This is a genomic window from Niallia sp. FSL M8-0099, from assembly GCF_038006945.1.
GTDB lineage: Bacteria > Bacillota > Bacilli > Bacillales > Cytobacillaceae > Niallia > Niallia circulans.
The window spans coordinates 18,938-43,813 of record NZ_JBBOWF010000003.1 but is presented as its reverse complement, the minus strand read 5'-3'; the positions used below and the strand labels follow the sequence as shown (position 1 = coordinate 43,813).

At 32.4% G+C, this 24,876-nt stretch carries 7 protein-coding genes; all 7 read left to right on the top strand.

Features of this window, described 5'->3' with window-relative positions; all coding sequences use genetic code 11:
- Window positions 1-167: 167 nt before the first annotated feature.
- From NSQ92_RS24645 to NSQ92_RS24615, 7 genes are read left to right on the top strand one after another with little or no spacing between them, the layout of a single operon-like run.
- On the top strand, window positions 168-4,676 hold the full coding sequence (locus NSQ92_RS24645; protein WP_341123798.1) for an amino acid adenylation domain-containing protein: 4,509 nt from the start codon (window positions 168-170) through the stop codon (window positions 4,674-4,676).
- Window positions 4,677-4,696: 20 nt separating this feature from the next.
- A complete protein-coding gene (locus tag NSQ92_RS24640; protein ID WP_341123797.1) occupies window positions 4,697-5,401 on the top strand; it encodes a thioesterase II family protein in 705 nt (234 codons plus the stop codon).
- A gap of 23 nt (window positions 5,402-5,424) precedes the next feature.
- Window positions 5,425-8,769: a non-ribosomal peptide synthetase gene (locus NSQ92_RS24635; RefSeq protein ID WP_341123796.1), complete on the top strand. Its 3,345-nt coding sequence runs from the start codon at window positions 5,425-5,427 to the stop codon at window positions 8,767-8,769.
- A complete protein-coding gene (locus tag NSQ92_RS24630; protein ID WP_341123795.1) occupies window positions 8,759-11,884 on the top strand; it encodes a type I polyketide synthase in 3,126 nt (1,041 codons plus the stop codon). The genes NSQ92_RS24635 and NSQ92_RS24630 overlap by 11 nt, the downstream gene beginning before the upstream one ends.
- 14 nt (window positions 11,885-11,898) lie before the next feature.
- The gene (locus NSQ92_RS24625) at window positions 11,899-18,876 is read left to right on the top strand and encodes an amino acid adenylation domain-containing protein (protein ID WP_341123793.1); all 6,978 of its coding nucleotides are present in this window, start codon (window positions 11,899-11,901) and stop codon (window positions 18,874-18,876) included.
- The gene (gene fabD / locus NSQ92_RS24620) at window positions 18,869-20,122 is read left to right on the top strand and encodes an ACP S-malonyltransferase (RefSeq protein ID WP_341123792.1); all 1,254 of its coding nucleotides are present in this window, start codon (window positions 18,869-18,871) and stop codon (window positions 20,120-20,122) included. Before NSQ92_RS24625 ends, fabD begins: the two co-directional genes overlap by 8 nt.
- A gap of 14 nt (window positions 20,123-20,136) precedes the next feature.
- Window positions 20,137-24,864: a type I polyketide synthase gene (locus NSQ92_RS24615; protein WP_341123791.1), complete on the top strand. Its 4,728-nt coding sequence runs from the start codon at window positions 20,137-20,139 to the stop codon at window positions 24,862-24,864.
- The last annotated feature ends 12 nt before the right edge of the window (window positions 24,865-24,876 follow it).

Here is a 24,876-nt window from a genome sequence, read left to right as displayed (position 1 = left end):
ATATCCTATTATTCTTTTAATGAAGCTTAGGCACATTATAAGAATTGTGGTGTTTATACAAAATAATTAGTTATGGACACAGTTCATGACCGGCGAAGCATGCCTTAATTCGATTATTGTCAGTAATACATCATTTTAATATGAGAATATAAAGGAGGGTTAATGAGTTGGCCACAAATAATACACAGTTTTATCCCTTAACGTATTCCCAAAAAAGAATCCTCAATATTGAATTAGAACATTCTCATTCCTCTTTGTGCAATATTGGAGGTCATGTGACGTTTGAAGGATCAATCCAATTAGCAATTTTGGAACAAGCAATTCAAATGTTTATAGAGGATAATGAAGCTGTCCGAATACAAATTACTGAAATTGAAAGTAATTTTTTTCAAAAGGTCAAAGAATATCAAAGAAGTCCTTTTGAAATTATTGATTTTTCTGAAAGGGGAAATAAACAGGATAACTTTTCTGATTGGATACAACATGAAGCTGAAAAGCCATTTGTTTTTACTAACAGTTGGCTTTTTTATTTTGCACTATTTAAACTCTCAGAAAATAAGTATGGTTATTTAGCAAAATTTCATCATATTATCGCTGATGGTTGGTCTATGCAACTAATGACTGACCAAATAATTGATAACTACCAACTACTAATTGGTCAAAACCTCAACAATAAAAATCAAAAGTTAACAACTTATATAAATTATATTGAACAAGAACAAAACTATTTGAATTCTCAACGATTTATTAAAGATAAATCATATTGGAATAAAAAATTCGAATCACTCCCGACTGATTCGGTTAATACATTAATAAACAAACAAACTAATAGTACAAAGGGCAAACGTCTAGTTTTTAATATTGAAAAAGAAACCTCTTTACAAATAAAAAATTTCATTAAAAATACACCTTACTCATTACAAACATTTTTTGTATCATTGTATTCCATATTAATACACAAAATTAGTCGGAAATCGGATGTTTATCTTCGTATACCCGTTTCGAACCGTACAAATGGTATTCAAAAAAATACTTTTGGTATGTATGCTTCTACTATTCCTTTTTGGATTAATATTTCATCAGATGATTCTATATTAGAAGTCCTGAAAACAGTACATCTTGAATTAAGACGCGATTATATTCATCAAAAATATCCATTTAATCTTATTATCAGAGAGTTACAATCTAACTCCAAAATATCGGATCAAATATTTGATTTAAGTATTAATTGTTACAACACTTATTTAAGGCAAGTAATGGATGGAGTAAAGGTTTATAATGAAGAATTTTATAACGGACATCAAAATTATTCAATGCAACTTATTGTGAGGGAATGGTCAAATTCAGGGAGTATAGAGTTAGATTTTGATTTTAATGTTGGAAATTTTTCCGAAGAAGAAGTAGTTTATTTATATGAAAAACTACTTTTTTTAGTTAATCAAGTATTAAAAACTCCAACAAAGAAAGTTGTGGAACTTAGTATTCTGAGTGATAACGAAATAAGAGAATTACTTGTGGACTTTAATTCTACTGAGTCTTTTTATCCTAAAAATAAATCAATGCATCAGTTATTTGAAGAACAAGTATTACTAAACCCATACAAGATTGCAATAAATTTTAATAATCTAACCATTACATATGAGGAACTTAATGAGAAAGCAAACCAACTTGCAAACTATCTAATTTCACGAGGGATAGGTCAAGGTAGTATTGTGGGAATCTTAGCAGAACATAATCAATATTCAGTAATCGGAATTCTAGCTATTCTTAAATCTGGTGGAGCATACTTACCAATTGATCCAACATATCCTATTTCTCGTATAAAGTTTATCCTTGAGGATTCAGGTACTAAATTAGTTTTAAGCGATAATGTAGAAGTTGAGCAACAGGTCGAAGTTTACGATGTGGAATTTATGAAATTAAATGACGGAAAATTTTTTTCTGGGAAAAATCGCAATCCTGAGTCTAAGTCTAAACCCAATGATTTAGCCTACGTAATTTATACATCTGGTTCAACTGGACGTCCAAAAGGGACACTAATTGAACATCAATCACTTGTAAATTATATATGGTGGGCAAAAAAAATGTATGTAAGTGATATCAATGAGATTTTTGCATTATTTACTTCCTTTGCATTTGATTTAACTGTGACTTCTATTTTTACACCCTTAATAAGTGGTGGAAGTATTGCAATTTATAATAATGATGGAAAAGATCATGTGCTTCGCAGAATATTAAATGAGAATAGAGTAACGGTTCTAAAACTTACCCCTGCTCAATTATCGTTAATGCAGAAATTCGATGAATTAACTAACAATACATCTATTAAAAGAATGATAGTCGGAGGAGAAGAATTAAAATCGAATTCAGTTCGCCTTCTATATGAAAAATGGAAGCGACCAATTGAGATTTTAAACGAATATGGGCCAACAGAGGCAACTGTCGGATGTATGATAGCAAAATATAATCATAAAAATAACCATTTGAAAAGTGTACCAATTGGAAGACCAGCTGATAATGTTCAAATTTATTTACTAGATTCCTATAAAAAGCCAGTTCCAAAACAAGTAGAAGGTGAAATATATATTTCTGGAGAAGGATTAGCAAGAGGTTATTTGAATAATCCAAAGCTAAATGAAGAAAAGTTTATTGATAACCCATTCATACCTGGTAAGAAAATGTACAAAACTGGTGATAGGGCAAGGATGCTGTACAATGGCGATTTAGTGTATTTGGGTAGGAATGAAGACTTTATAAAACATAAAGGTTATAGAATTGAATTAGGTGAAATAGACAGTATTTTACTATCGTGCGAAGGCGTGCTGGAATCAGTCACATTGCAGAGGATGGATAATTCCGCTAATGCATATCTTTGCTCCTTTGTCGTGTGTGCTTTTCATAGAACTGAAAGGGAACTAATGGAAGAACTATCAAAGCAAATCCCTTATTACATGATACCAGAAAGTATTAACTTTCTTGATAGAATGCCTTTAAATAAGAGTAATAAAATTGACAAACATCGTTTACTCACATTAGAAACTCATATAAGCAAAATAAATAAAACCTCATATGAAGAGAGAGTAGCTGTACTAGTTAGTGTAGTATCGAAGATTCTTCAAGTGAAAAATGTGTATAAGGAAAGTAATTTTTATCATCTTGGTGGGGATTCGATTAAGGCTATACAAATAGCATCTGCTTTAAATGAGAAAGGATATCAGATTCTTGTAAAAGATATTATGACTAATCCTGTTATTAAGGATATTGCAATCTATATGTATTCACAGCAAAATATCGAAAGAACTATAGAGTCAACTCAGGGTAATGTTCCTTTAACTCCTATTGTTTCGTGGTTCTTCGAACAAAAATTTGAATTTCCAGAGATGTATCACCAAAGCATTCTTTTGCAAGTAAATGATGATATAGGAGAAAGTGACCTAAAATTAATGTGGAGTGAAATAATAAATATTCATGATTCATTAAGAATGGTTGTAAACTATGATACTGGTCAGTTAATGTATCAGAAAGAACTGGACCATCATAAGCTTTTCTTGAAAAAAGACTTTAGTTGTCTTCCATCCGAAACCCAAGAAGAAAATATTCAGAAGACTATCCAGGAAATAAAGCGATCAACTGACTTAGAGAAGGGTCCATTGGCTAGGGCTTGTCTTTTTGAATTAGGCTCGATGGGGAAAAAATTATTACTAACTGCTCATCATCTAGTTATCGATGGTATATCTTGGAGAATTATATTAAAAGATATGCAAACTATAATCTCCCAATTAAGGGGAAATAAAAACTTAACTTTTTCTAATAAGTCTTCTAGTTATAAAGATTGGGCTCTTAAAATAAATCATTATAATTGTGCAGAAGAGGAAAGTTATTGGAAACAACAGAGCGAAAAAATTTATATGACATTACCGTATAAATATACTGATTCTTTTGGAAATCAAAATATATGCGTAGTACAAAATTTACTTGAGCTTGATGAAACCAATGATTTATTGTACTCAGCTAATCAAGCATATCGAACTGAAACCAATGATTTACTATTATGTGCACTTTTTTTAACGCTATTTGATTTTTGTAATACCAAAAAAGCTGTTGTTGAGATAGAAGGCCATGGAAGAGAAGAATTGTTTCAAGGTATAAATCTAAATAGGACTGTTGGATGGTTTACAAGTTTATATCCTTTTGCTTGGGAACAAACAAATGAGGATCTTTCCTTACAAATAAAATCAATTAAAGAAAGATTAAGAGAAGTACCAAACCATGGAGTTGGTTTTGGAATTCTAAAATATATTCAAAAAAAGAATAATATGAATCATCCACTAATTCGATTCAATTATTTAGGAGAATTTATTAATGAAGGTAATGAAGAATTTTGGAAGGTACTTGATATATCAGGTATCACAAAGAATACAAAAAATATAGCAAATCATTTATCAACGGAAATTGATATACAATGTATCGTGTTGAAGAATAGATTATCCATTTCAGTGAATTATAGTCTCTCTTCCTTTACTGAAGATACTATGCAATCTTTCTTACAAGCTTATATGAATCATCTCCGTAAAATCATCCAACATTGCTGTAATCGTGAGTCTTTAGATTTTACACTCTCTGATTTTGATGGAGTCCAATTATCTGAAGAAGATTTTAATAAAATCTTCGAATAGACGTAAGTGAGGAATATTAGATGAAAACAAATTTGTATGTACTTCCATATGCTGGTGGTTCTTCAACTCTTTATATGAAATGGGCTCGTTATCTTAATAAGGACATTGAAATAATTCCAATTGAGCTTCCAGGGCGGGGTAAGAGAATCAATGAACTCCTACTGGTTAATTTTGACGAAATGCTCCAAGATATAACCCATAGTATATCAGAAAAAATTTCTAGTGATGGAGATTCTAGGTACGCAATTTTTGGATACAGCATGGGGAGTCTTCTTGGTTATGAATTGTATTATCAAATAGAAAAAAAGAAACTCCCTTTACCTAAACATATGTTTTTCTCGGCTATGGAGGCTCCGCATTTGCTAAAAAATGAACTTATTCATACTCTTTCCAATGAACAATTATGCAATAAAATTGCTACACTTGGGGGGACCACGCAACAATTTTTTGAATCAAAGGAGTTACTAGAATTTTTTCTACCGATAATTAGAGCAGATTTTAGTGTAATTGACTCATATCTTTTTATACCAAAAGCAAAAAAAATTAATTGTGATATTTCAATCTTATATTCACAAGATGATGTAGAAACTAAGGTAGAGAATGTACAAGAATGGAAAGATTATTCTAATAAAGAATGTAGTTTTCATTCTTTTAGTGATGGTCATTTTTTTATTAATAAATACCCAATAGAAATTATGCAAATTATAAATAGAACGCTCTTATGAAAATGAAAGGTTGGGAATGCTAGATGACCAGATTATCTGATCAACAAGTCAAGCAATTCACCGAGATTTTGAAGGATAAAGGAATATTAACTTCTAAACAAAGCTATATTCCAATACGAGAACAAAATGGTATGGCTAGACTCTCTTTTGCTCAACAAAGAATATGGCTATTTGAACAGTTAAATCCAGGGAATACAGCGTATCTAATTCATACTGGAGTTAGAATCAAAGGCCATCTAAATTATGATGCTCTTTGTTTTAGTATTAAAGAACTAGTTAAACGTCACGATATGCTACGAACGACTTTTAAAAATATTGATGGTCAGCCGATGCAAATAATGGATCCAGATATAATAATAGAACCAGAGGTAATTGATATTACTGAATTTGATTCGAACAGCGTTCAACATGAAATTAAAAAATATTCTAGGCAGGAAACAACAAAACCCTTTAATTTATCATCAGAACCATTAATGCGAGTTAAGATTCTAAAAATAAGTCCAACTAACAATATAATGTTTATTACTATTCACCATATAATTTCTGATAGTTGGTCGTTAGATATCATGTTGAAGGAAGTAGCTGTACTTTATGATGGTTATATTAATCAGAAGTTATCTTACCTTCCGGAGAATAAAATCCAGTATGCTGATTATGCAGAGTGGCAGCATAAATTAAATTGGGATTCACAAATTTCATATTGGACTAACAAACTTAGGAATGCTCCACATGTATCCGAATTACCAACTGATTTTCCTAGGCCGGAAATACAGGAATATAACGGTGGATTATATCGTTTTCAACTTTCAAATGAACTTACTTATAACATTCGTAAATATTGTAAACAAAATAATGTGACCCAATATATGTTTTTTCTAGCTGCATTTAATGTACTTATTATGCGGTATACAGGTCAAGATGATATTTTAATTGGAACGCCAATTGCTGGGCGTGAACATGCTAATCTTGAAAATTTGGTAGGTATGTTTGTAAATACTACTGTAATTAGAACTCGATTAATTGAAAATATGACATTTAAGCAGTTAGTAAATCAAACAAAAGAAACAACTCTTGAAGCGTTCGAAAATGGAAGTCTACCATTTGACAAATTAATTGAGAAAATTGCACCTAAACGTGATAATAAGAGGTCACCTCTTTTTCAAATTATGTTCATGATGCAAGAGTCTGCTGTTCACTCATTTAATATGCATAATTTAAAAATATACAAAATTGATACTGATTATGGTACTTCCTTATTCGACCTTTCTTTAGCTTTTAAACTAGAACAAGACTGTTTCTTAGGTGTTTTTGAATATAATAGTAATTTGTTTCAAGAAAACAGTATCCAACGTTTACAACAACATCTAATTAATTTACTTAATCAAATTTGTGTTTTTCCTGATAAACCAGTTGTGGAATTATCTTTTTTGACCCAGGCTGAACTTCAATATAATGAAAAATTGGAATTAACACATTATGAACAAAACAATAACATAGAAGGAATCCATAAAATTTTTGAAAAACAGGTTATTAATTTTCCGAACCATGTTGCCATTACTAACGGGGAAGAGTCTTTTACCTATGAAGTATTAAACAATAAAGCGAATCAACTAGCGCACTACATAAGAAGAAATGAAAAAAATACTGGTAACGAAATTGGAATAATGCTCGGTCATAGATTAGATACTGTTATTGCGGTTTTAGCAGTTTTAAAGGCCGGATATAAATATATTCCTATTGATGTTAATGCACCAATGGACCGAATATCGATAATTTTAGAGAATCATGAAGATTGTTTGGTCATTACTACATCAGAATATTCTTCAGTTTTAGAAACTCTTGGAGTAAATTTTATACTGACAAGTCCTAACGCAAATGAGATATATAATGAATCACTGGAGAACTTAGAGTTAAATACTTTTCAGAATGATGCATGTGTTATTTACACATCTGGCTCAACTGGTAAGCCGAAAGGAGTAAAACTGAGTCATAGGGGGTTAATAAATGTCACAGAATCATTTATTAACTCATATAATGTGACCCCAAAGGATAGGATTTTGCCCTTATCATCTGTTGCTTCAGCGAGCTTTGTTGGAGAGATATTTCCCATGTTGTGTGTAGGTGGTAGTATTGCCTTATTTGAACATGATGGGATATTGGACGTGGAAAATCTATATAACAGAATCAGCGAGAATGATATTACAATTATCAGTACTGTTCCATCTTTTATTAGGTATTTAAATCAACATCAACATCAAATTCCTTTGTTACGTTTAATATTGAGCGGCGGTGAACCTTTGTATTTTAGTGATATTTATAACCTAATTAATGAAAAAACCATTGTAAATGGATATGGTCTAACAGAAACAACAATTTGCTCAACTTATTACATTATTAGTAAGGAAGATTCAAAAATAGATGGACCATTACCAATTGGAATACCTATTCAAAATACACAGGTTTATATTCTTGATAGAAATAGAAATATAATGCCGTTTGGTTGTATTGGCGAGATTTATATTTCTGGTAGTGGAATTTCAATGGGTTATATAAATGATAATGAATTGAACGATAAACGTTTTATTGAACATCCATTTATAGTAGGAGAAAAAATCTTTAGAACAGGTGACCTTGGACGCCGCATGTCGGATGGAAAAATATTGTTTATAGGTAGAGAAGACTATCAAGTGAAGATTCGAGGTTATAGAGTAGAGCCAAATGAAATTGAAGCCTGTCTTCAACGCCATTCTGATATTCAGAAAGCACTCGTAATAATTAAGGAAGAAGATAAACATGAAAAAGTAATCTCTGCATTTATTCAAACAAAGAGCGGACAAGATATAGAATTAAATGGTCTAAGAAATTGGCTAAGAGACAGATTACCAGAATATATGGTTCCAACAAGGTACCTTTATCTTGAGGAATTTCCAATAGGAGTTAATGGTAAGGTTGACATTCAGAAACTCATGAATAGTCAATCTTATTTTAATTCTAGCAATGAAATTTTGGAGGAAGCTGGTACATTAATAGAACAAAAGATTGCTGAAATATGGAAAGAGGCATTATCAATAGAAAAAGTCGGAATCAATCAAAACTTCTTTGACATTGGAGGACACTCATTGATGCTAATAAGTCTAATGTTGAGGATTAAAAATGAAATCTATTCTGAAATAAAAATTGTTGATTTATTTAAGTATCCTACGATTGCTTCATTGTCCAACTTTTTGGATAATGAACACAAGGATCAATTCAGTGAAACCAATTCCATACTGGAGAGGGTAGCTAAACAAAAAGCAATGATCAAGAAAAGACATGAATTTATAGACAATATAAAGCTCAGAGGGAGGGATTTAAAAAATGACGAATAAGCCTCAAGAGGAGAATATCGATGGAATTGCAATTATAGGAATGGCAGGGAAATTTCCTGGTGCCAAAAACATAAGGGAGTTTTGGGAAAATCTAATTCAGAACAAGGAAAGTATTACATTTTTTGAAGAGGAGGAGCTTCTTCAAGCAGGAATACCTTCTCATCTATTAAAAGACCCATATTATGTTCGTGCTAGAGGAGTTTTAGAAGATATAAATTTATTTGATGCATCATTTTTTAATATGACTCCTAGAGAAGCGGAAGTTACTGATCCTCAACATAGATTGTTTTTAGAAAGTTGCTGGGAAGCCATGGAAGATGCAGGTTATAACACAGAAAGATATCCACATCGAGTCGGTATTTTTGCAGGTGAGAGTATGAATAGCTACTTAATTGAAAATGTTTACCCACAATTTAGTGGTGCCCTTGGTGTTGATTCGTTACAGATGGCTATAGGTAATGATAAGGATAGCTTAACAACAAATGTATCTTATCGTATGAATTTAAGAGGACCAGGTATAACCATACAAACTTCTTCCTCGACTTCTCTTGTTGCTATAGCAATGGCATGTCAAAGTTTACAAAACTTTCAGTGTGATATGGCATTGGCTGGCGGCGTTGCTGTTGGAGCACGCCAAAAAACAGGGTACTTGTATCAAGAGGGTGGAATACTTTCTCGAGATGGACACTGTCGAGCATTTGATGCAAACTCTAGCGGATTTGTTACTGGGAGTGGAGTAGGTTCTATTGTCCTTAAAAGACTAGAGGATGCTTTAGAAGATAAAGATCAAATTTATGCTGTTATTAAGGGATATGCTGTAAACAATGATGGTTCTAAAAAAGTTAGTTATTCAGCTCCGAGTGTTGAAGGACAAGCAGAGGTGGTTTCAGAAGCTCTTGCTTATTCTGAATTTGAACCGGAGAGTATTGGATATATTGAGGCACATGGTACAGGAACACCAATGGGAGACCCAGTAGAGTTAGGGGCATTAACTCAAGCATATCGGATGATGGGCGCAAATAAAAATCAATTTTGTGCTATTGGTTCAGTAAAAACCAACATCGGACATCTTGATACAGCAGCTGGAGTAGCAGGCGTAATAAAAACAGCTCTATCATTAAAGAACAAAAAGATTCCAGCAAGCTTACATTTTCAATCACCAAATCCTCATATTGATATAGAGAATAGCCCTTTTTATGTAAATACAAAATTAACTGATTGGAATGCTGAAGAATATCCTAGACGTGCTGGAGTGAGCTCTCTTGGAATGGGGGGAACTAATGCCCATGTTGTTATAGAAGAAGCACCAGCTAGACCAGCTATAAAGGAAACTAGTAATTCGAAATTATTACTGATCTCCGCTCGAACTGAAACAGCACTACATTCCATTGCAGATAATTTAGCAGAATTTTTATTTGATAACCCACATGTCAATATGGATAATGTTGCTCATACACTCCAAATTGGTAGAAAAGAAATGGAATTTAGAAGTCATATAGTTTGTAATAATGCGAAAGAAGCTATTCGTATATTAAATGAACGAAAATATGATATGAGTATTGTTGGCGGAACTTCTAGTATCAAGCCTATTACCTTTATGTTTAGTGGGCAAGGCTCCCAGTATGTAGATATGGCTAAGGACTTGTACAACCAAAATGAAGTATTTCGTAAGACAGTAGAAGAATGTTCAACTATCTTAGAACCATTGATTGGTTATAAGATAGAAAAGATTATATATCCTGAAACCACTGAAGTAAAGACAGATATTGAAAACCTCATAAATCAGACAATATATACGCAGCCTGCAATCTTTACCATTAGCTATGCGATAGCCTCACTTTGGATTGAAATGGGGATAAAACCAAATTATTTAATTGGACATAGTATTGGTGAAATAGTCGCAGCTTGTATTGCAGGGGTTTTCCCGCTAGAAGATGCATTAAAGTTAGTTGCTGGTAGAGGGCGATTAATGCAAAATATGGAACCTGGGGCAATGTTAGCAGTAAATTTATCTGAAGCTGAAGCTTATGAAATTGCGGGTGATAAATTATCAGTAGCTGCGATAAATAGTCCAAACCTCTGTGTTATTTCTGGGCAAATCGACGAAATAGATCAACTTCAAAATAAATTAGAAACAAATGGAGTATTCTACAAAAGGTTACGAACGTCACATGCATTTCATTCTATTATGACAGAACCGATACTAGATGAATTTAGGAAACTTGTGAATATGATTTCATTTAACTCTCCAGAATTTACTATTATTTCTAACGTAACAGGACGTATTATCGGAAAAGAAGAAATCACTGATCCAGAGTATTGGGTAAAGCATATGAGACAGCCTGTGAATTTTGACGCAGGTATAAGAGGATTATTAAAAAAATCTGAAATGATTTTCTTGGAAGTGGGGCCAGGGGACACACTATGTTCTTTGGTTCAAGAACAATTGTCCATTGAAGATAAAGAGCAGGTTTTATCATCTATTAGGTCAACATTGGATAAAGTTAATGATTATGAGTTCTTTTTAAATACTGCAGGAAAACTATGGGGTAATGGATTTAAATTTGGAGATTCAGCTTTTTATCAAAAAGATGAAGCATCAAGAATTTCTTTACCTACCTATCCGTTTGAACGAAAAAGTTATTGGATAAAGGCTAAATATGAGCATAAACACATTATTGAGAACAATAACAATATAGAAATACCCGAAACAATTGATACTTCAGAGAGAGTAACGCTTAGGTTAAATACTTATGAACAAAGGCCACGACTTTCAAATGAATTTGTTAAAGCTGAAAATGAATCTCATCAGAAAATTGCGAATATATTTACTGATTTATTAGGAGTTGAACCAATAGGGATTTTTGATAACTTTTTTGAGTTAGGAGGCAACTCATTACAAGCTACCCAATTAATATCAAGAATTCAAAAACAATTTGGTGTCAGCCTTCCTTATCAAAACTTTTTCGAGGAACCAAATATAAATAATATTAGCAATTTTATAGACTCTCTAACAAAAGAAGAGGATACAATCGATTCTATTCTCGAGGAATTAGAAGGACTGACTGAAGAGGAAGCGGCCAAAATATTTATTCAGTTCAATACTGAGAAATAAGAGGAAGTGATTGCATGAAGACTATTTCTGATAGAATTTCTCAATTATCTCCAGAACAAATTATACGTCTTAAAGAAAAATGGGAAAATCAATTACAAAAAAATATACCAAATCAGGATACTACCTCTCTTTTGTCATTAAATCAACAGAGAATCTATTTACATCAACAAAATTATCCTGCTGATAGTTCCTATAATATGACTTACGCCGTTGAGCTACTTGGTCCAATAAATATATCAGCATTAGAACATGCAATTAATAGAGTAGTTTCTAGACATGAGATATTAAGAAGTCGATTTATTGAAAGAGAAGGTAAACCTCAACAAATAATTGAATCTTCATTAATTATTGATCTTTCTTATGAGGATTTAAACAAGATAGATTTTAATGAAAGAAAAAATGAAGCAATTAACAAGATTAAAAATATACAAAACATACCATTTGATTTAGAAGTTGGTCCTTTACTTAGAGTAACGGTATTTGAACTTGAGAAAGAGAGATTCATATTTTCATTAATGATGCATCATATTATTTCTGATGGATGGTCCATTCAAATTTTTGTTAATGAACTTTTGTCATTTTATAAGGAAGCTGTAGGGTTTATCCAAGTAAAACTACCTCCTTTAAAGATGCAATATAAAGATTTTGCAGAATATCAGAGACAGTGGATGAAAAGTGAAGAATTTAATCATCAAATGAACTATTGGAAAAGTCAATTAATGGACTCGACAGGTTTCCTAGATTTACCTACAGATTTCTCCCATCCAGTTAAGATTTCTAATTCTGGAAGTGTACATTCAGCAACTATTGATTCTGATAGATTAAATAAACTTAGAATGTTAAGTCAGAAAAATGGTACAACAACATTCATGACAACTCTTGCTGTTTTCAATGTACTTTTATATCAATTTACTACCCAGTCTCGGTTAGTAGTAGGAGTACCTTTTTCGGGAAGAACTAATTATGACTTTGAATCTATCATTGGCTTTTTTACAAACACTGTGGTATTCGATACAAACTTAAATGGAAATCCAGAATTCAGTAATGTATTGGAGCGTATTTCCAAAACGAGTATAAATGCTTATAGTAATGCGAATATTCCTTTTGATATGTTAGTTGAAGAATTATTTCCAAATAGACCACATGGGAAAATCCCTTTATCTCAAGTTATGTTTATTTATCAGAATATTAAAACTACAAATATGAATTTGGATAACATTCAGATTAATAATGTACCTATAGAGAGTTCTACCTCAATGGCGGAACTTTCATTAGAGTGTATTGAAAATGAAAACACAATTGAGCTTCGATTTGAATACAGAACAGATCTTTTTAAATCAAAAACTATTAAACGCTTGGCTGATCATTTTTTAACATTGGTAGATATCATTGTGAGTAATCCATCTATTAAGCTTTCAGAGTTACCTTTACCAGTGGGAGATTGTAAATTATTGAGCATGTGGAATCAGACGAGAGAAGATTATGAGTTGGAAAGTACCATTCATGATCTTTTTTCAGTTCAGGTATCTGATCATCCTGATTCTGTGGCATTTATTCAAGGCAATCGCTCTATCACATACAGCGAATTAGAAATTAATTCAAACAAATGGGCAAGATATCTTAAGAAACATGGTGTAATGAAGGGAAGTAAAGTGGGAATTTGTTTAGAGAGATCGTTGGAATCAATGATTTCTGTACTGTCTATCCTAAAACTTGGAGCAATGTTCGTACCATTGGACATTAATTATCCAAAAGACCGTCTAAAGTACATGATTGAAGATTCAGGTATTAAGACTATTTTAACCAAGGCAAAATACACTTCCTTATTGCCTATATCTACGAATCAAACTGTGATTTGTGTGGATGAACATCAATATAGCTTGATGCAAGAGTGTAGTGAACGTCTAGGTACAATTATAAATTCTCATACTCCAGCGTATATGATGTACACATCTGGGTCTACTGGACGTCCTAAAGGAGTTATAGGTACTCATCGAAATGTAATTAACCGAATAAAATGGATGGTCAATAAGTATCCGTTTGAGGAAACGGAAATATGTTGTCATAAGACATCTTCCAATTTTATTGATTCGATTTGGGAGATGTTTGGTCCACTATTAAATGGGATACCCAGTGTAATTATTTCTGATGAAACAGTAAGAGATATCAATCAATTTATATTTGTGCTTCAACAGAACAAAATAACAAGAATTGTCCTTGTTCCTTCGGTTCTTAAGATGATAGTAGAAAATAATATTTATATTTCTAGGGATTTGCCTTTCCTAAAATTTTGGGTTGTGAGTGGAGAAGAGCTAAATATTACACTAGTAAATAAATTTAGGCAGCTTTCAAATCAATGTACTAAGCTAATTAATTTATATGGTTCCTCAGAAGTCATGGCAGATGCAACTTATTTTGATACCTCTGATTTAGTTCAAACAAATCAAAAGGTTCCTATTGGTAAGCCAATAGGAAATACAGAGATATATATTTTAGATTCTGAAATGAAACAAGTTCCAATTGGTGTGGTTGGAGAAATATATATCGGCGGAGAAGGGGTTGCAATAGGTTATAACAAAGAGGATTTAACACAAGAAAAATTTGTTATGAATCCATTTAAATCAGACAAAGGAAAAGTTTTATTTAAATCGGGTGATTTAGCAAAGTTTTTGGAAGATGGGAATATAGAATATATAGGACGTAAAGATTCCCAAATTAAACTTAATGGAATTCGTATTGAATTAACTGAAATTGAATCTGTTTTATTGAATCACAGTGAGATCATTGAAGCAGTAGTATTAATGAATAATCGAATAAATACTCTTTGCGTATACTTTGTGGGAGCTATTGATAAAGAGGAATTAAAAAAATATCTTAGAAAACATCTTCCACAGTATATGATACCTCATTTGTATTTACGTTTGGAAAGGTTGCCATTACTACCAAACGGTAAAATTGATAAAAAGAAACTTGTATCGATGGATTATTCATACACTAGGGTCAATGAAGATCTTCCAAAAAATAAAATAGAAGATAAACTTTTAAAAATATGGAAAGAGGTATTAAAACAGGACTCAATTGGAACTAATATTAGTTTCTTTGAATATGGAGGTAATTCAATTAAGGCTTCCCTGCTTTCAGTTAGCATATATCAATCATTTGGAGTCCAAATTCCTCTAAGGGAAATATTAGAAGGGGTAACAATTCAAAAACTAGCTACAATTATCAATAACCATGATATTCAGATGAAATTACCGAAAATAGACAAGCAATCAAATCTATCAAATTACAGAGCAAGCTCATCACAATCAAGGCTATTCTTTATGAACAGATTAATGGAAAATGGAATTCATTATAACCTTCCAAATATTATTCAATTTGAGGGAAAACTAGATGTGGAGAGGCTAAGAAACTCAATTGATATTTTGATTTCTCGTCATGAGATTCTTAGAACATCATTCCAACTAACAGCTTCTACTGTAGAACAGAAAGTTCATGATGATATTGAGTTTGAACTGGTAACAATCTATGAGGGAATAGAATTTTTAGAAGCTAGAATGCGTAAGTTTGTAAAGGAATTCGACTTAACAAAAATTCCGTTGTTTAGATTTCTATTAGTAAACCATGGGGAAAATTTTCATTCTTTACTAATTGATATGCACCATATTATTGTGGACGGGATTTCTATAGATTTATTACGTACTGAACTTTTAAGTTTATATAATGGTGAAGAGCTATCCCCTAAAACATTACAGTATAAAGATTATGCAGTATGGCAAGGAAACTTACTACAAACTGATGAAATGTTAAATGGTGAACAATATTGGTTAAACAAATTTAGTGACGGTGGTCCTATTCTTCAGTTGCCTACTGATTATTTACGACCACCAATAAAAAAATATGAGGGCGAAGAACAGGAATTTGTGATTGATTTAGAAAAATTAGCTTTCTTAAGAAAATTGGCATCAGAATTGGGTGTTACCCTGTATTCTCTTGTTTTATCGATATTTGGAGTTCTGTTAGCAAGAAATTCGGGTCAAGAAGATATAGTTATAGGTACAGCTGTGTCTGGAAGAAGGCATCCTGATATTACTGATATGATAGGTGTATTTATTAATAATGTCGGCTTGCGGATTTACCCAAAATTAGAAAAAACTTTCAGATCATATCTCTATGAAGTAAGAAAGACTGTTTTTGATGCTCTTGAATATCAGGATTATCCTTTCGAAGAACTTGTAAACAAGATTCCTTTAAAGAGAGATTTGAGTAGGAATCCTCTGATTGATGTAATGTTTATTTGGCATAACTATAAATCTGACGAACATATATCATTTCCAGATTTAAATGTAAGTTATGTAAGACCAACATCACTTGGTGCTAAATATGACTTAACTTTAAATATTTGGGAGGAAAAAGAAAATCTAACCTGTCACATAGAGTACGATAAAAATTTATTTAAACCAGAATCCATAGAACGCATTAGTGAACAATTTCAATTAATGATAAATGTAATTGGGGACTATATTGATAAGGAAATATTAAGAATTCCTTTAGTAAGAGAAGATGAAGTTTCTGATATTACTAGTACAAGTCATTTGTCTTCATCTAAAATTGAATATCATACTATCCTAGAAAGCTTTGATGAATGTGTTCGTACTATGCCAAGTAAAGCCGCTATTGTTTTCAATGAGAGAGAGTATACGTATATCGATTTATATAGAGATATAAACGAATTAGTTAGAACTCTTTTAGAGTCTGGTGTTGGCCCCGAACAAATTGTTGGTGTAATGCTTGACCGTTCATATACTACTGTTGTAGCAATACTAGCAATCCTTAAATCGGGAGCAGCATTTCTTACAATAGATCCAACATATCCTGCCGAGAGGGTATCGTATGTTCTACGTGATAGTAATACATCAGTAATAATCTCTGAAGATAAATACAGAACCAGTTTGGATTTTAATGGGAAGACTATCTATATCAATAGTGATAATAAAAATGTCAATCAGTCTATCCCTGTAAATCCAATAAAATTGGAATCAAATAACTTAGCATATGTTATGTATACATCGGGATCAACAGGGGAACCAAAAGGTGTGATGATTGAACATAAAGCTTTGAATCACTATATATCAAGCATCAGTAGTAGATTAAATTTAGACAGCACAGCAAGGTTTTTAGCATTAACTACAGTGTCATTTGATATTTTCATAACAGAAATGTTGTTTCCATTAACTTTGGGAGCGAGTGTGGTAATTAGTGATGAAGAACAGCAGAGAGATATGCAAAAGTTAACTGAGTTAATAATTGATAATAAAGTAAATGTAATTCAAACAACCCCTTCTAGAATTCAGCTAATGTTATCTCACTCAGGTTGTAATGATATTTTTAACAATTTGGACCTGTTAATTGTTGGGGGAGAGACATTTCCGAATCAAATGCTACCAAAACTGAGAGAGAAATACAAAGGAACACTTTTAAATGCGTACGGACCAACAGAGACTACAGTTTGGACGACAATCAAAGAGTTAAAGAATGAAGACAAAATCACTATTGGTCAACCATTACCAGGTTATAGATGTTACGTATTAGATGAATATCAACAATTATTGCCTCAGGGTGTTCCTGGTGAACTCTATATTGGTGGGCCAAGTATTGCACGAGGGTATAAAAATAATGAGAATTTAACTCTTGCAAAATTTATCAATGATCCTTTTAATCCAACTGAGCGAATTTATCGAACAGGAGATAAGGCAATAAAATTAAAAAATGGAGAAATCGAGTTAATTGGAAGAACAGATGACCAAATGAAGATAAGAGGTTATCGAATTGAACCAGTGGAGATCGAGAATACTTTAGGTCTTTTAGAAGGAGTTAACCAAGCGGTAGTATTAAAAAAGAAAAAAGGAACTGAAGATATATTATTTGGTTATTATGTATCTGATGAAGAGATTGACACAAAACTAATGCGTCAGTTTCTAACCACTAAATTACCAGCATACATGATTCCACAGTATTTGATTCGCTTAGATTCATTACCCTTAACTCCTAATAATAAAATTAATAGAAAAGTTCTTTCTGAAAGAAACGATAATTTAAAGGGTGGAGATTTTTCTAAATTAAAATTTCATCCAGAGAATGTAGTTCAAATATCTCTTCTTAAAATATGGAGTGATATTCTCCAAACAGATGCCATTGATATTGATGATAATTTCTTTGACATTGGGGGGAGCTCGATACTGCTTATGCAAATGCATGATCGAATTAACATAGAGTATCCAAATAGAATTACCATCACTGAACTATTCGGATATCCAACTATTCGTATAATATCCGAAAAATTATCAAGTACTCCGGAATTAACAAAGCATATTGAAGTAAGTAAAATACCAAATAATTATGCCTATTCCGTCCTAGCCAATCGTCCTAATGGAAAGTGTACTCTAAAGTTGGATTCCTTAATAGTCAAAGAATTAGATACCTTATCCCATATTCAGGGTTGTGCTTTGGATGAACTATTATTAGCGGCTTATATCTATACTCTTAGTGAATTTAGCCAAGATAGAGTGCCAAGTATATACACTTGGGTTACTTTAGATCAACAACTTCGACTAATATCTGTAGATTTAAATAGCCATAAAATAAATGGAATAAAGACATTTATTAAAATTGTTAGTAATCTTTATAATCAATCTTTTCATACAAATATTTATGAATACCTTACCTCTCAAAAGATAAGATTAAAACAAAATGAATTTTTACCGGTTTTTTCTAGTTTTGAACATAAAGCAACATTAGATGGAATTCGACACATTTCAAGATTACCTTTCTACTATTCTCGAAATAACGAGAAAATATTTATTATATGTGAATACGAAGGTAAGTATATTCGTAAGGAAGGGGTTTTAGAAATGCTTGATATATTTTCTAATGTACTCGAAAGCATTATAGAATCTATAGGCCCGAATGGAGGAGAAGTAATTCATGAATAGAACCGCATTGTTATTTCCAGGTCAAGGTTCTCAGTACGTTGGTATGGGACAAGATATATATAAATCTAGCTCTATTGTAAGAGAAACATTTGAAGAAGCTGAAGAAACAGTAGGTATTGAACTTTCAAAAATCTGTTTTGAGGATAATAATGGAACTTTGACTAGTACAGAAATTGCACAACCTGCAATTCTTACACTTTCAGTTGCTCAATTTAGACTCTTAAATGAAAGGTATGAGATAAATCCGAGTCTTTTAGCTGGACACAGTTTAGGTGAATATTCGGCCCTTTGTTGTAGTGAGGTATTTTCATTTTCTGATGCTCTCAAAATTGTACAAAAACGTGGACAATTAATGAAAGATACTTCTCAAATGAAAGGTACAATGGCTGCAGTTATTGGCATTGATTCTAATGAAGTAACCAGTGTTTGTCTAGAACTACTGTCATTAGGCCATATAGTAGGGATAGGAGCATATAATTCCCTGACACAATGTTCTATTTCGGGAGAAAAGAAGGCGGTAGAAATGGCCAGTACGCGACTTAAAAAGATGGGTGGAACTGTTATACCATTAAATGTAAGTGGTGCATTTCACAGTTCTTTAATGAATGAAGCAGCCACTGAATTAAGAAAAACTCTTGAAAAATACCGATTTTCAAGAATGAAATGGCCAGTACTTTCAAACGTTACTGGGGAACCTCACCATGGAGTTAACAATATTATTGATAATCTTGTTTTACAAATGACTGCACCAGTTCAATGGATCGAGAATATGAACTATCTATTGAAGAAAAATATTACTCATGCCATTGAATTAGGTCCAGGCACAGTACTTAATAATTTATCTAAGGAATTTAATGGTCTAGAGGTATATTCATATGACACTGAAAAAGATGCAGAGATATTAATAAACTTATTGACTCCTGAAGAGGACAGATTGGCATTCATAGGAAGAGCGTTAGCTACTGCTGTTTGTATTAAAAATAACAACGACGATGTGGAACAATATAAACTTGGTGTCATAGAACCCTATCAACGCATTAAAGAAATGTACTTGTTATTAGAAAAGAAACAGGAAACACCAACAATGGAACAACTAAAGGAAACAATTGAAATGTTGCTAACAGTTATCCAGACTAAAAAAGCTGATATGCAAGAATGTAATATTCGAATAAAGTCCTTACTCTATGAAACTGGTACTAAGGACTTGCTTAAGGAGATTAATCTTCCATTTAATTTGATGCATTGAAGCGAGGTTAAAATATGTTGAAATTGAATTACAATAAAAAATATAAAAGTGGTGATTTTTTACAAGAAGAAGAATCATTACATGAAATAGCTGTTATTGGTGTTTCGGCAAAACTGCCACAAGCAGACAGTCCTGATTCATTTTGGGATTTATTATGTAGTGGAACAGATGCAATTAGCACTTTTCCTAAATCCCGAATACCAGATGTTTCAGCTTATATGAAGTATAAAAATAATTACCCACATAACTCGTATTGTGATGGAAGTTACCTTCCACATATAGATTATTTTGATCATGAATTCTTTAATATTACGGCAAAGGAAGCTTCTCTAATGGACCCTAATCAGCGGATTTTTCTTGAAGTAGCTTGTAAAGCTATTGAAGATGCTGGATATGGCGGGGGAAAATTATCCGGAAGTCTAACAGGTGTTTATGTTGGATATTCAGGTAATGGTGAATATCAAACGTTTATTTCAGATGTCCAACCAGAATCCGTAATCTTATCTGAAGCTGGAAATATTCAATCAATTATTGCTAGTAGACTTGCTTACACCTTGGACTTAAAGGGTCCCTCTTTATTGGTTGATACTGCTTGCTCTTCTTCACTTGTTGCTGTACATATGGCATGTCAGGCTATTAGAAGTAATGAATGTGATATGGCTATTGCAGGTGGGATTAAAATATCATTTCTTCCTTTTGAGTCTGATGACAAACTTGGGATTGAATCTAGCAGTGGAAAAACAAGAACTTTTGATGATAATTCTGATGGAACTGTATTTGGCGAAGGAACTGTAGCCTTGTTGTTAAAACCTTTACAACGTGCTCTTAATGATCATGATCATATTTATGCGGTGATAAAAGGGTCTGCAGTGAACCAAGATGGACGCTCGATTGGAATCACCGCACCTAATGTACTGGCTCAAGAGAATTGTATTACACAAGCTTGGGATAATGCAGGTATTGAACCGGAAACCGTTTCTTATATGGAAGCGCATGGAACTGGAACAAAGCTTGGCGACCCTGTTGAAGTAGATGCTATTTCGCGTGCATTTAGAAAATATACAAATAAGCAACAATTTTGTGGTCTGGGTTCTATCAAATCGGTTTATGGTCATTTAGATCACGCTGCAGGAATATTAGGATTACTTAAAGTAATATTAATGTTAAAAAATCGTAAAATTCCACCTACACTTAACTTTTCTTATCCTAATAGAAACATTGACTTTATTAGTTCACCAGTTTACGTTTCTGATAAAGTTCAAGAATGGGAGACAGTAAATAATCACCCAAGAAGGTGTGGAGTAAGTTCTTTTGGTTTAAGTGGGACCAATTGTCATGTTGTTTTAGAAGAAGCTCCAGCTTACCAGGTAAATGATCATTCGAAAACAGTAAAGGAAGAAAAAATTCACCTATTTAGTCTTTCGGCTAAGAAGAAACATGTTCTTGAGAAAATGGTGACTATTCAAAGGAAATTTATAGAAAACAATATCCAAGAAGATATAAAGAATGTTTGTTATACGGTTAATACTGGTAGAACACATAGTATATATCGTCTAGTTATTTTAGTAAGGAATATGGATGAGCTCTTAATCAAGTTGAAACATCTTGAATATCATGGATTGAATACTTTTGAGGATCAAGATATATTTTACGGATCTCATTTTGTTGTGCCCAATATTAAAAACCAACTTGAAAATGGAGAGATGTACGGTTCTGATAAAGTTTATCTTACAAGCGCTTTAAATAATTTTATTAAAGGATTGTCAAATAATCTTACCCCTATCGATTTTCGGAAGATTTGTAACCAATATATTCAAGGTGCTGATATATCATGGCATTCTTTTTACAGCTTATTTTCGGATACTTATTACAAATTAAGTATGCCTGGATATATCTTTGACAATATAAGATGTTGGCCAAACATTCCTAGTACTAAATCGGCGATTAGTATAAAGAAGGAAAAATCAGCTAAGGATTTCGGACATCCCTTTATTGATGAATGCGCAATAGTATCATTAGAACAAGACATTTATGTGAGTAAGTTCTCAATGAATGAACATTGGGTACTTAGAGAGCATAAAATTTTAGGGAAAAGTCTGTTGCCTGGAACTGCTTATTTAGAGATGATAGAAACAATTTGCTCTAGGTACTACCCTACTGAATATTCATATGAAATTAGGGATGTCTTCTTTCTTAACCCATTAATAGTAGAACCAAATACAGAAATTGAAGTTCAAATGATAGTAAAAGAACGAAAAGATAAACTAGATATCATTATTGCATCAAAACAATCAGAATCCCATCAATGGGTTAAATATTGTGAGGCTAATGTCTATTCAATTCAACTTCCACTCGTGAAATCAATGACCTTAGATGATTTATATACTCAAATGCAACCCATAAATGAGAATAACAACAATAGTGAGGAAAGCTTTTTTGATTTCGGTCCACGATGGACTACACTATTAGATCGGTTATATGTTGGAAAGGAAGAGGTTTTAGCTGAATTTAGTCTACCGGATTGTTTTTCATCTGATTTAGAAAATTTTCGTTTACATCCATCTTTACTTGATGTAGCTGTAAATGTTGCTAGTCAAGTATCAGGAAACGGCTTATACCTACCCTTATCTTATAATTCAATAAGGGTGCATTCAGCTCTACCAGGAAAAATTATCAGTCATGTACGTAAAAAGAAAGTTAGTCATTCGGATGCTGAAACTATGTCTTTTGATGTAACGATATACGATTCCGAGGGTAATATACTATTTGTTGCCCAGGACTTTACAGTAAAAAGAGTAAATTCAATTGATTTTCATCAAAGTAGTGATGAGATATCTTCAACAAAGTTCTATCAAATAAATTGGGTTCAGCTTCCAGATCTTCCTAACAATAAATTATCTGAAAGAAATGGAAAGATGTTATGTATCCGATTTGAAAATAGTTGTAACGATTTATTAAATCATTTTTCAGTTAGCTCGAATATAATAGATGTCATCATTGGAAGTGAATTTAAAAGAATTAGTCCAAATCAATATATTTGTTCAGGAACAAAAGAGGATTATGACAAACTTTTTAGTATGTTAGGTGATGTCGATATATACAAGATTCTTCATATGACAACACTATTACATAAAGAACAGATTAAAGAGAGGAGAGATATAGATAATATAATTCAGAATAGTGTATACAACCTAAAAAATATGCTAAGAAGTATGATTGATAGCCAGAAGAACAGGGGTATAGAGATTATACTTTTGAGCAAGAACGGATTTCAGGTTACAGGAAATGAAGCATTGATTCATCCATTAAATGCTGCATATTTAACATGGGGGCAGTCAATTCCTGATGAATACCCTAACTTGTCTTGTCGATCCATCGATATCGACGATAATACTTTGCTAGAAATAATCGAGAAGGAAATTTATTTTGAATCACAGCAATATATTACAGCAATCAGAAATCAAGTGCGTTATCAAAAGGAAATATCAGTTCTCAGCCAAATAAATAGTACTATCAAGAAGAACCTCCCTCTGCGTCAAGAAGGGGTTTATTTAATTTCTGGAGGTACAGGGGCTCTAGGGAATGAGGTTGCAAAATTCCTTGCAAGAAAGGAAAAAATCCATCTGGTTCTTGTAGGTAGAACCACTGAAAAAGAAGGAAATATTAGTTATACCCAGAGAATACAAGATACCAAAAAACATATTAATGCTTTGGGTTCTACAGTTGAATATCTTCCTGCCGACATCAGCAATGAAGAACAAGTAAAACGCGTTGTACAACATATTAAAGGGAAGTATAAAAAAATCAATGGAATTATTCATGCTTCTGGAATAGCCTCAAAGGGATTTATTATCAACCGAACAGATGAGGAAACTGACCAAGTGTTGAGTTCAAAGATTTATGGTGCTTGGCTCCTTGATAAGTACACAGTCAATGAGGAAATGGATTTTTTTATTTCCTTTTCTTCAATTTCAAGTTTATATGGTTCAGCTGGCCAATCTGATTATGCTGCTGCAAATGCTTACTTAGATGTTTTCTCAGATTATAGGAACTCTCATGGGCGCAAAACCTTAACAATAAATTGGGCACCATGGAAGGATATAGGTATGGCAGCTGAGAATAATGTTCAGGACAATGGAGTATTCAAAATGCTGGATGTTTCAGAGGGAATTGAAGCATTTGAAAATATCTTTGGGCATGAAGCGGGTTCTGTTGTTGTTGGTAGGCTTAATGAAAAGTTATTAGCTACTAAACTTAAAGAGGTAGATATATTGTTTGATAACGAAATAATTTCTAGAATTCAAAAGAGTGTATCTACTGTTAAAACTATTAATCCTAAAGAGGAAAATGGTTCTACATCTTTCAAAAAGAAAAATTCGTCAAGAAATGAAGATGTCATGAATACGATTTCAAATATTTGGCGTGATATTTTAGGTATAGAAGAGGTTTCAATTTATGATAGTTTTGGTTCTTTAGGTGGGGATTCTATTACTGCCACGAGAATATATAAAGAAATAGATAAAGAGTATCCAGGAAAAATTGATATAGGGAGCATTTTTGCATTTCCATCGATTCTAGAAATATCAAAACATATTGAAAATCAGATTCAACAAGACCTAGCTGAAAAAACTGTTTCTAATAAAGATAGAGTAAGCCATGGGTCTGATGAGTTAATAGACGATGTACTAAAGCAACTAAGAGATCAGTCACTATCTGTAAGTGAAGCAATGGAATTAATTTAAATTCAAAAAGAA

Bases quoted from the DNA above. Each gene is read 5' to 3' on its own strand.
- NSQ92_RS24640 (WP_341123797.1), top strand. From the start codon at position 4,697: ATGAAAACAAATTTGTATGTACTTCCATATGCTGGTGGTTCTTCAACT.
- NSQ92_RS24635 (WP_341123796.1), top strand. From the start codon at position 5,425: ATGACCAGATTATCTGATCAACAAGTCAAGCAATTCACCGAGATTTTG.
- NSQ92_RS24630 (WP_341123795.1), top strand. From the start codon at position 8,759: ATGACGAATAAGCCTCAAGAGGAGAATATCGATGGAATTGCAATTATA.
- NSQ92_RS24625 (WP_341123793.1), top strand. From the start codon at position 11,899: ATGAAGACTATTTCTGATAGAATTTCTCAATTATCTCCAGAACAAATT.
- fabD (WP_341123792.1), top strand. From the start codon at position 18,869: ATGAATAGAACCGCATTGTTATTTCCAGGTCAAGGTTCTCAGTACGTT.
- NSQ92_RS24615 (WP_341123791.1), top strand. From the start codon at position 20,137: ATGTTGAAATTGAATTACAATAAAAAATATAAAAGTGGTGATTTTTTA.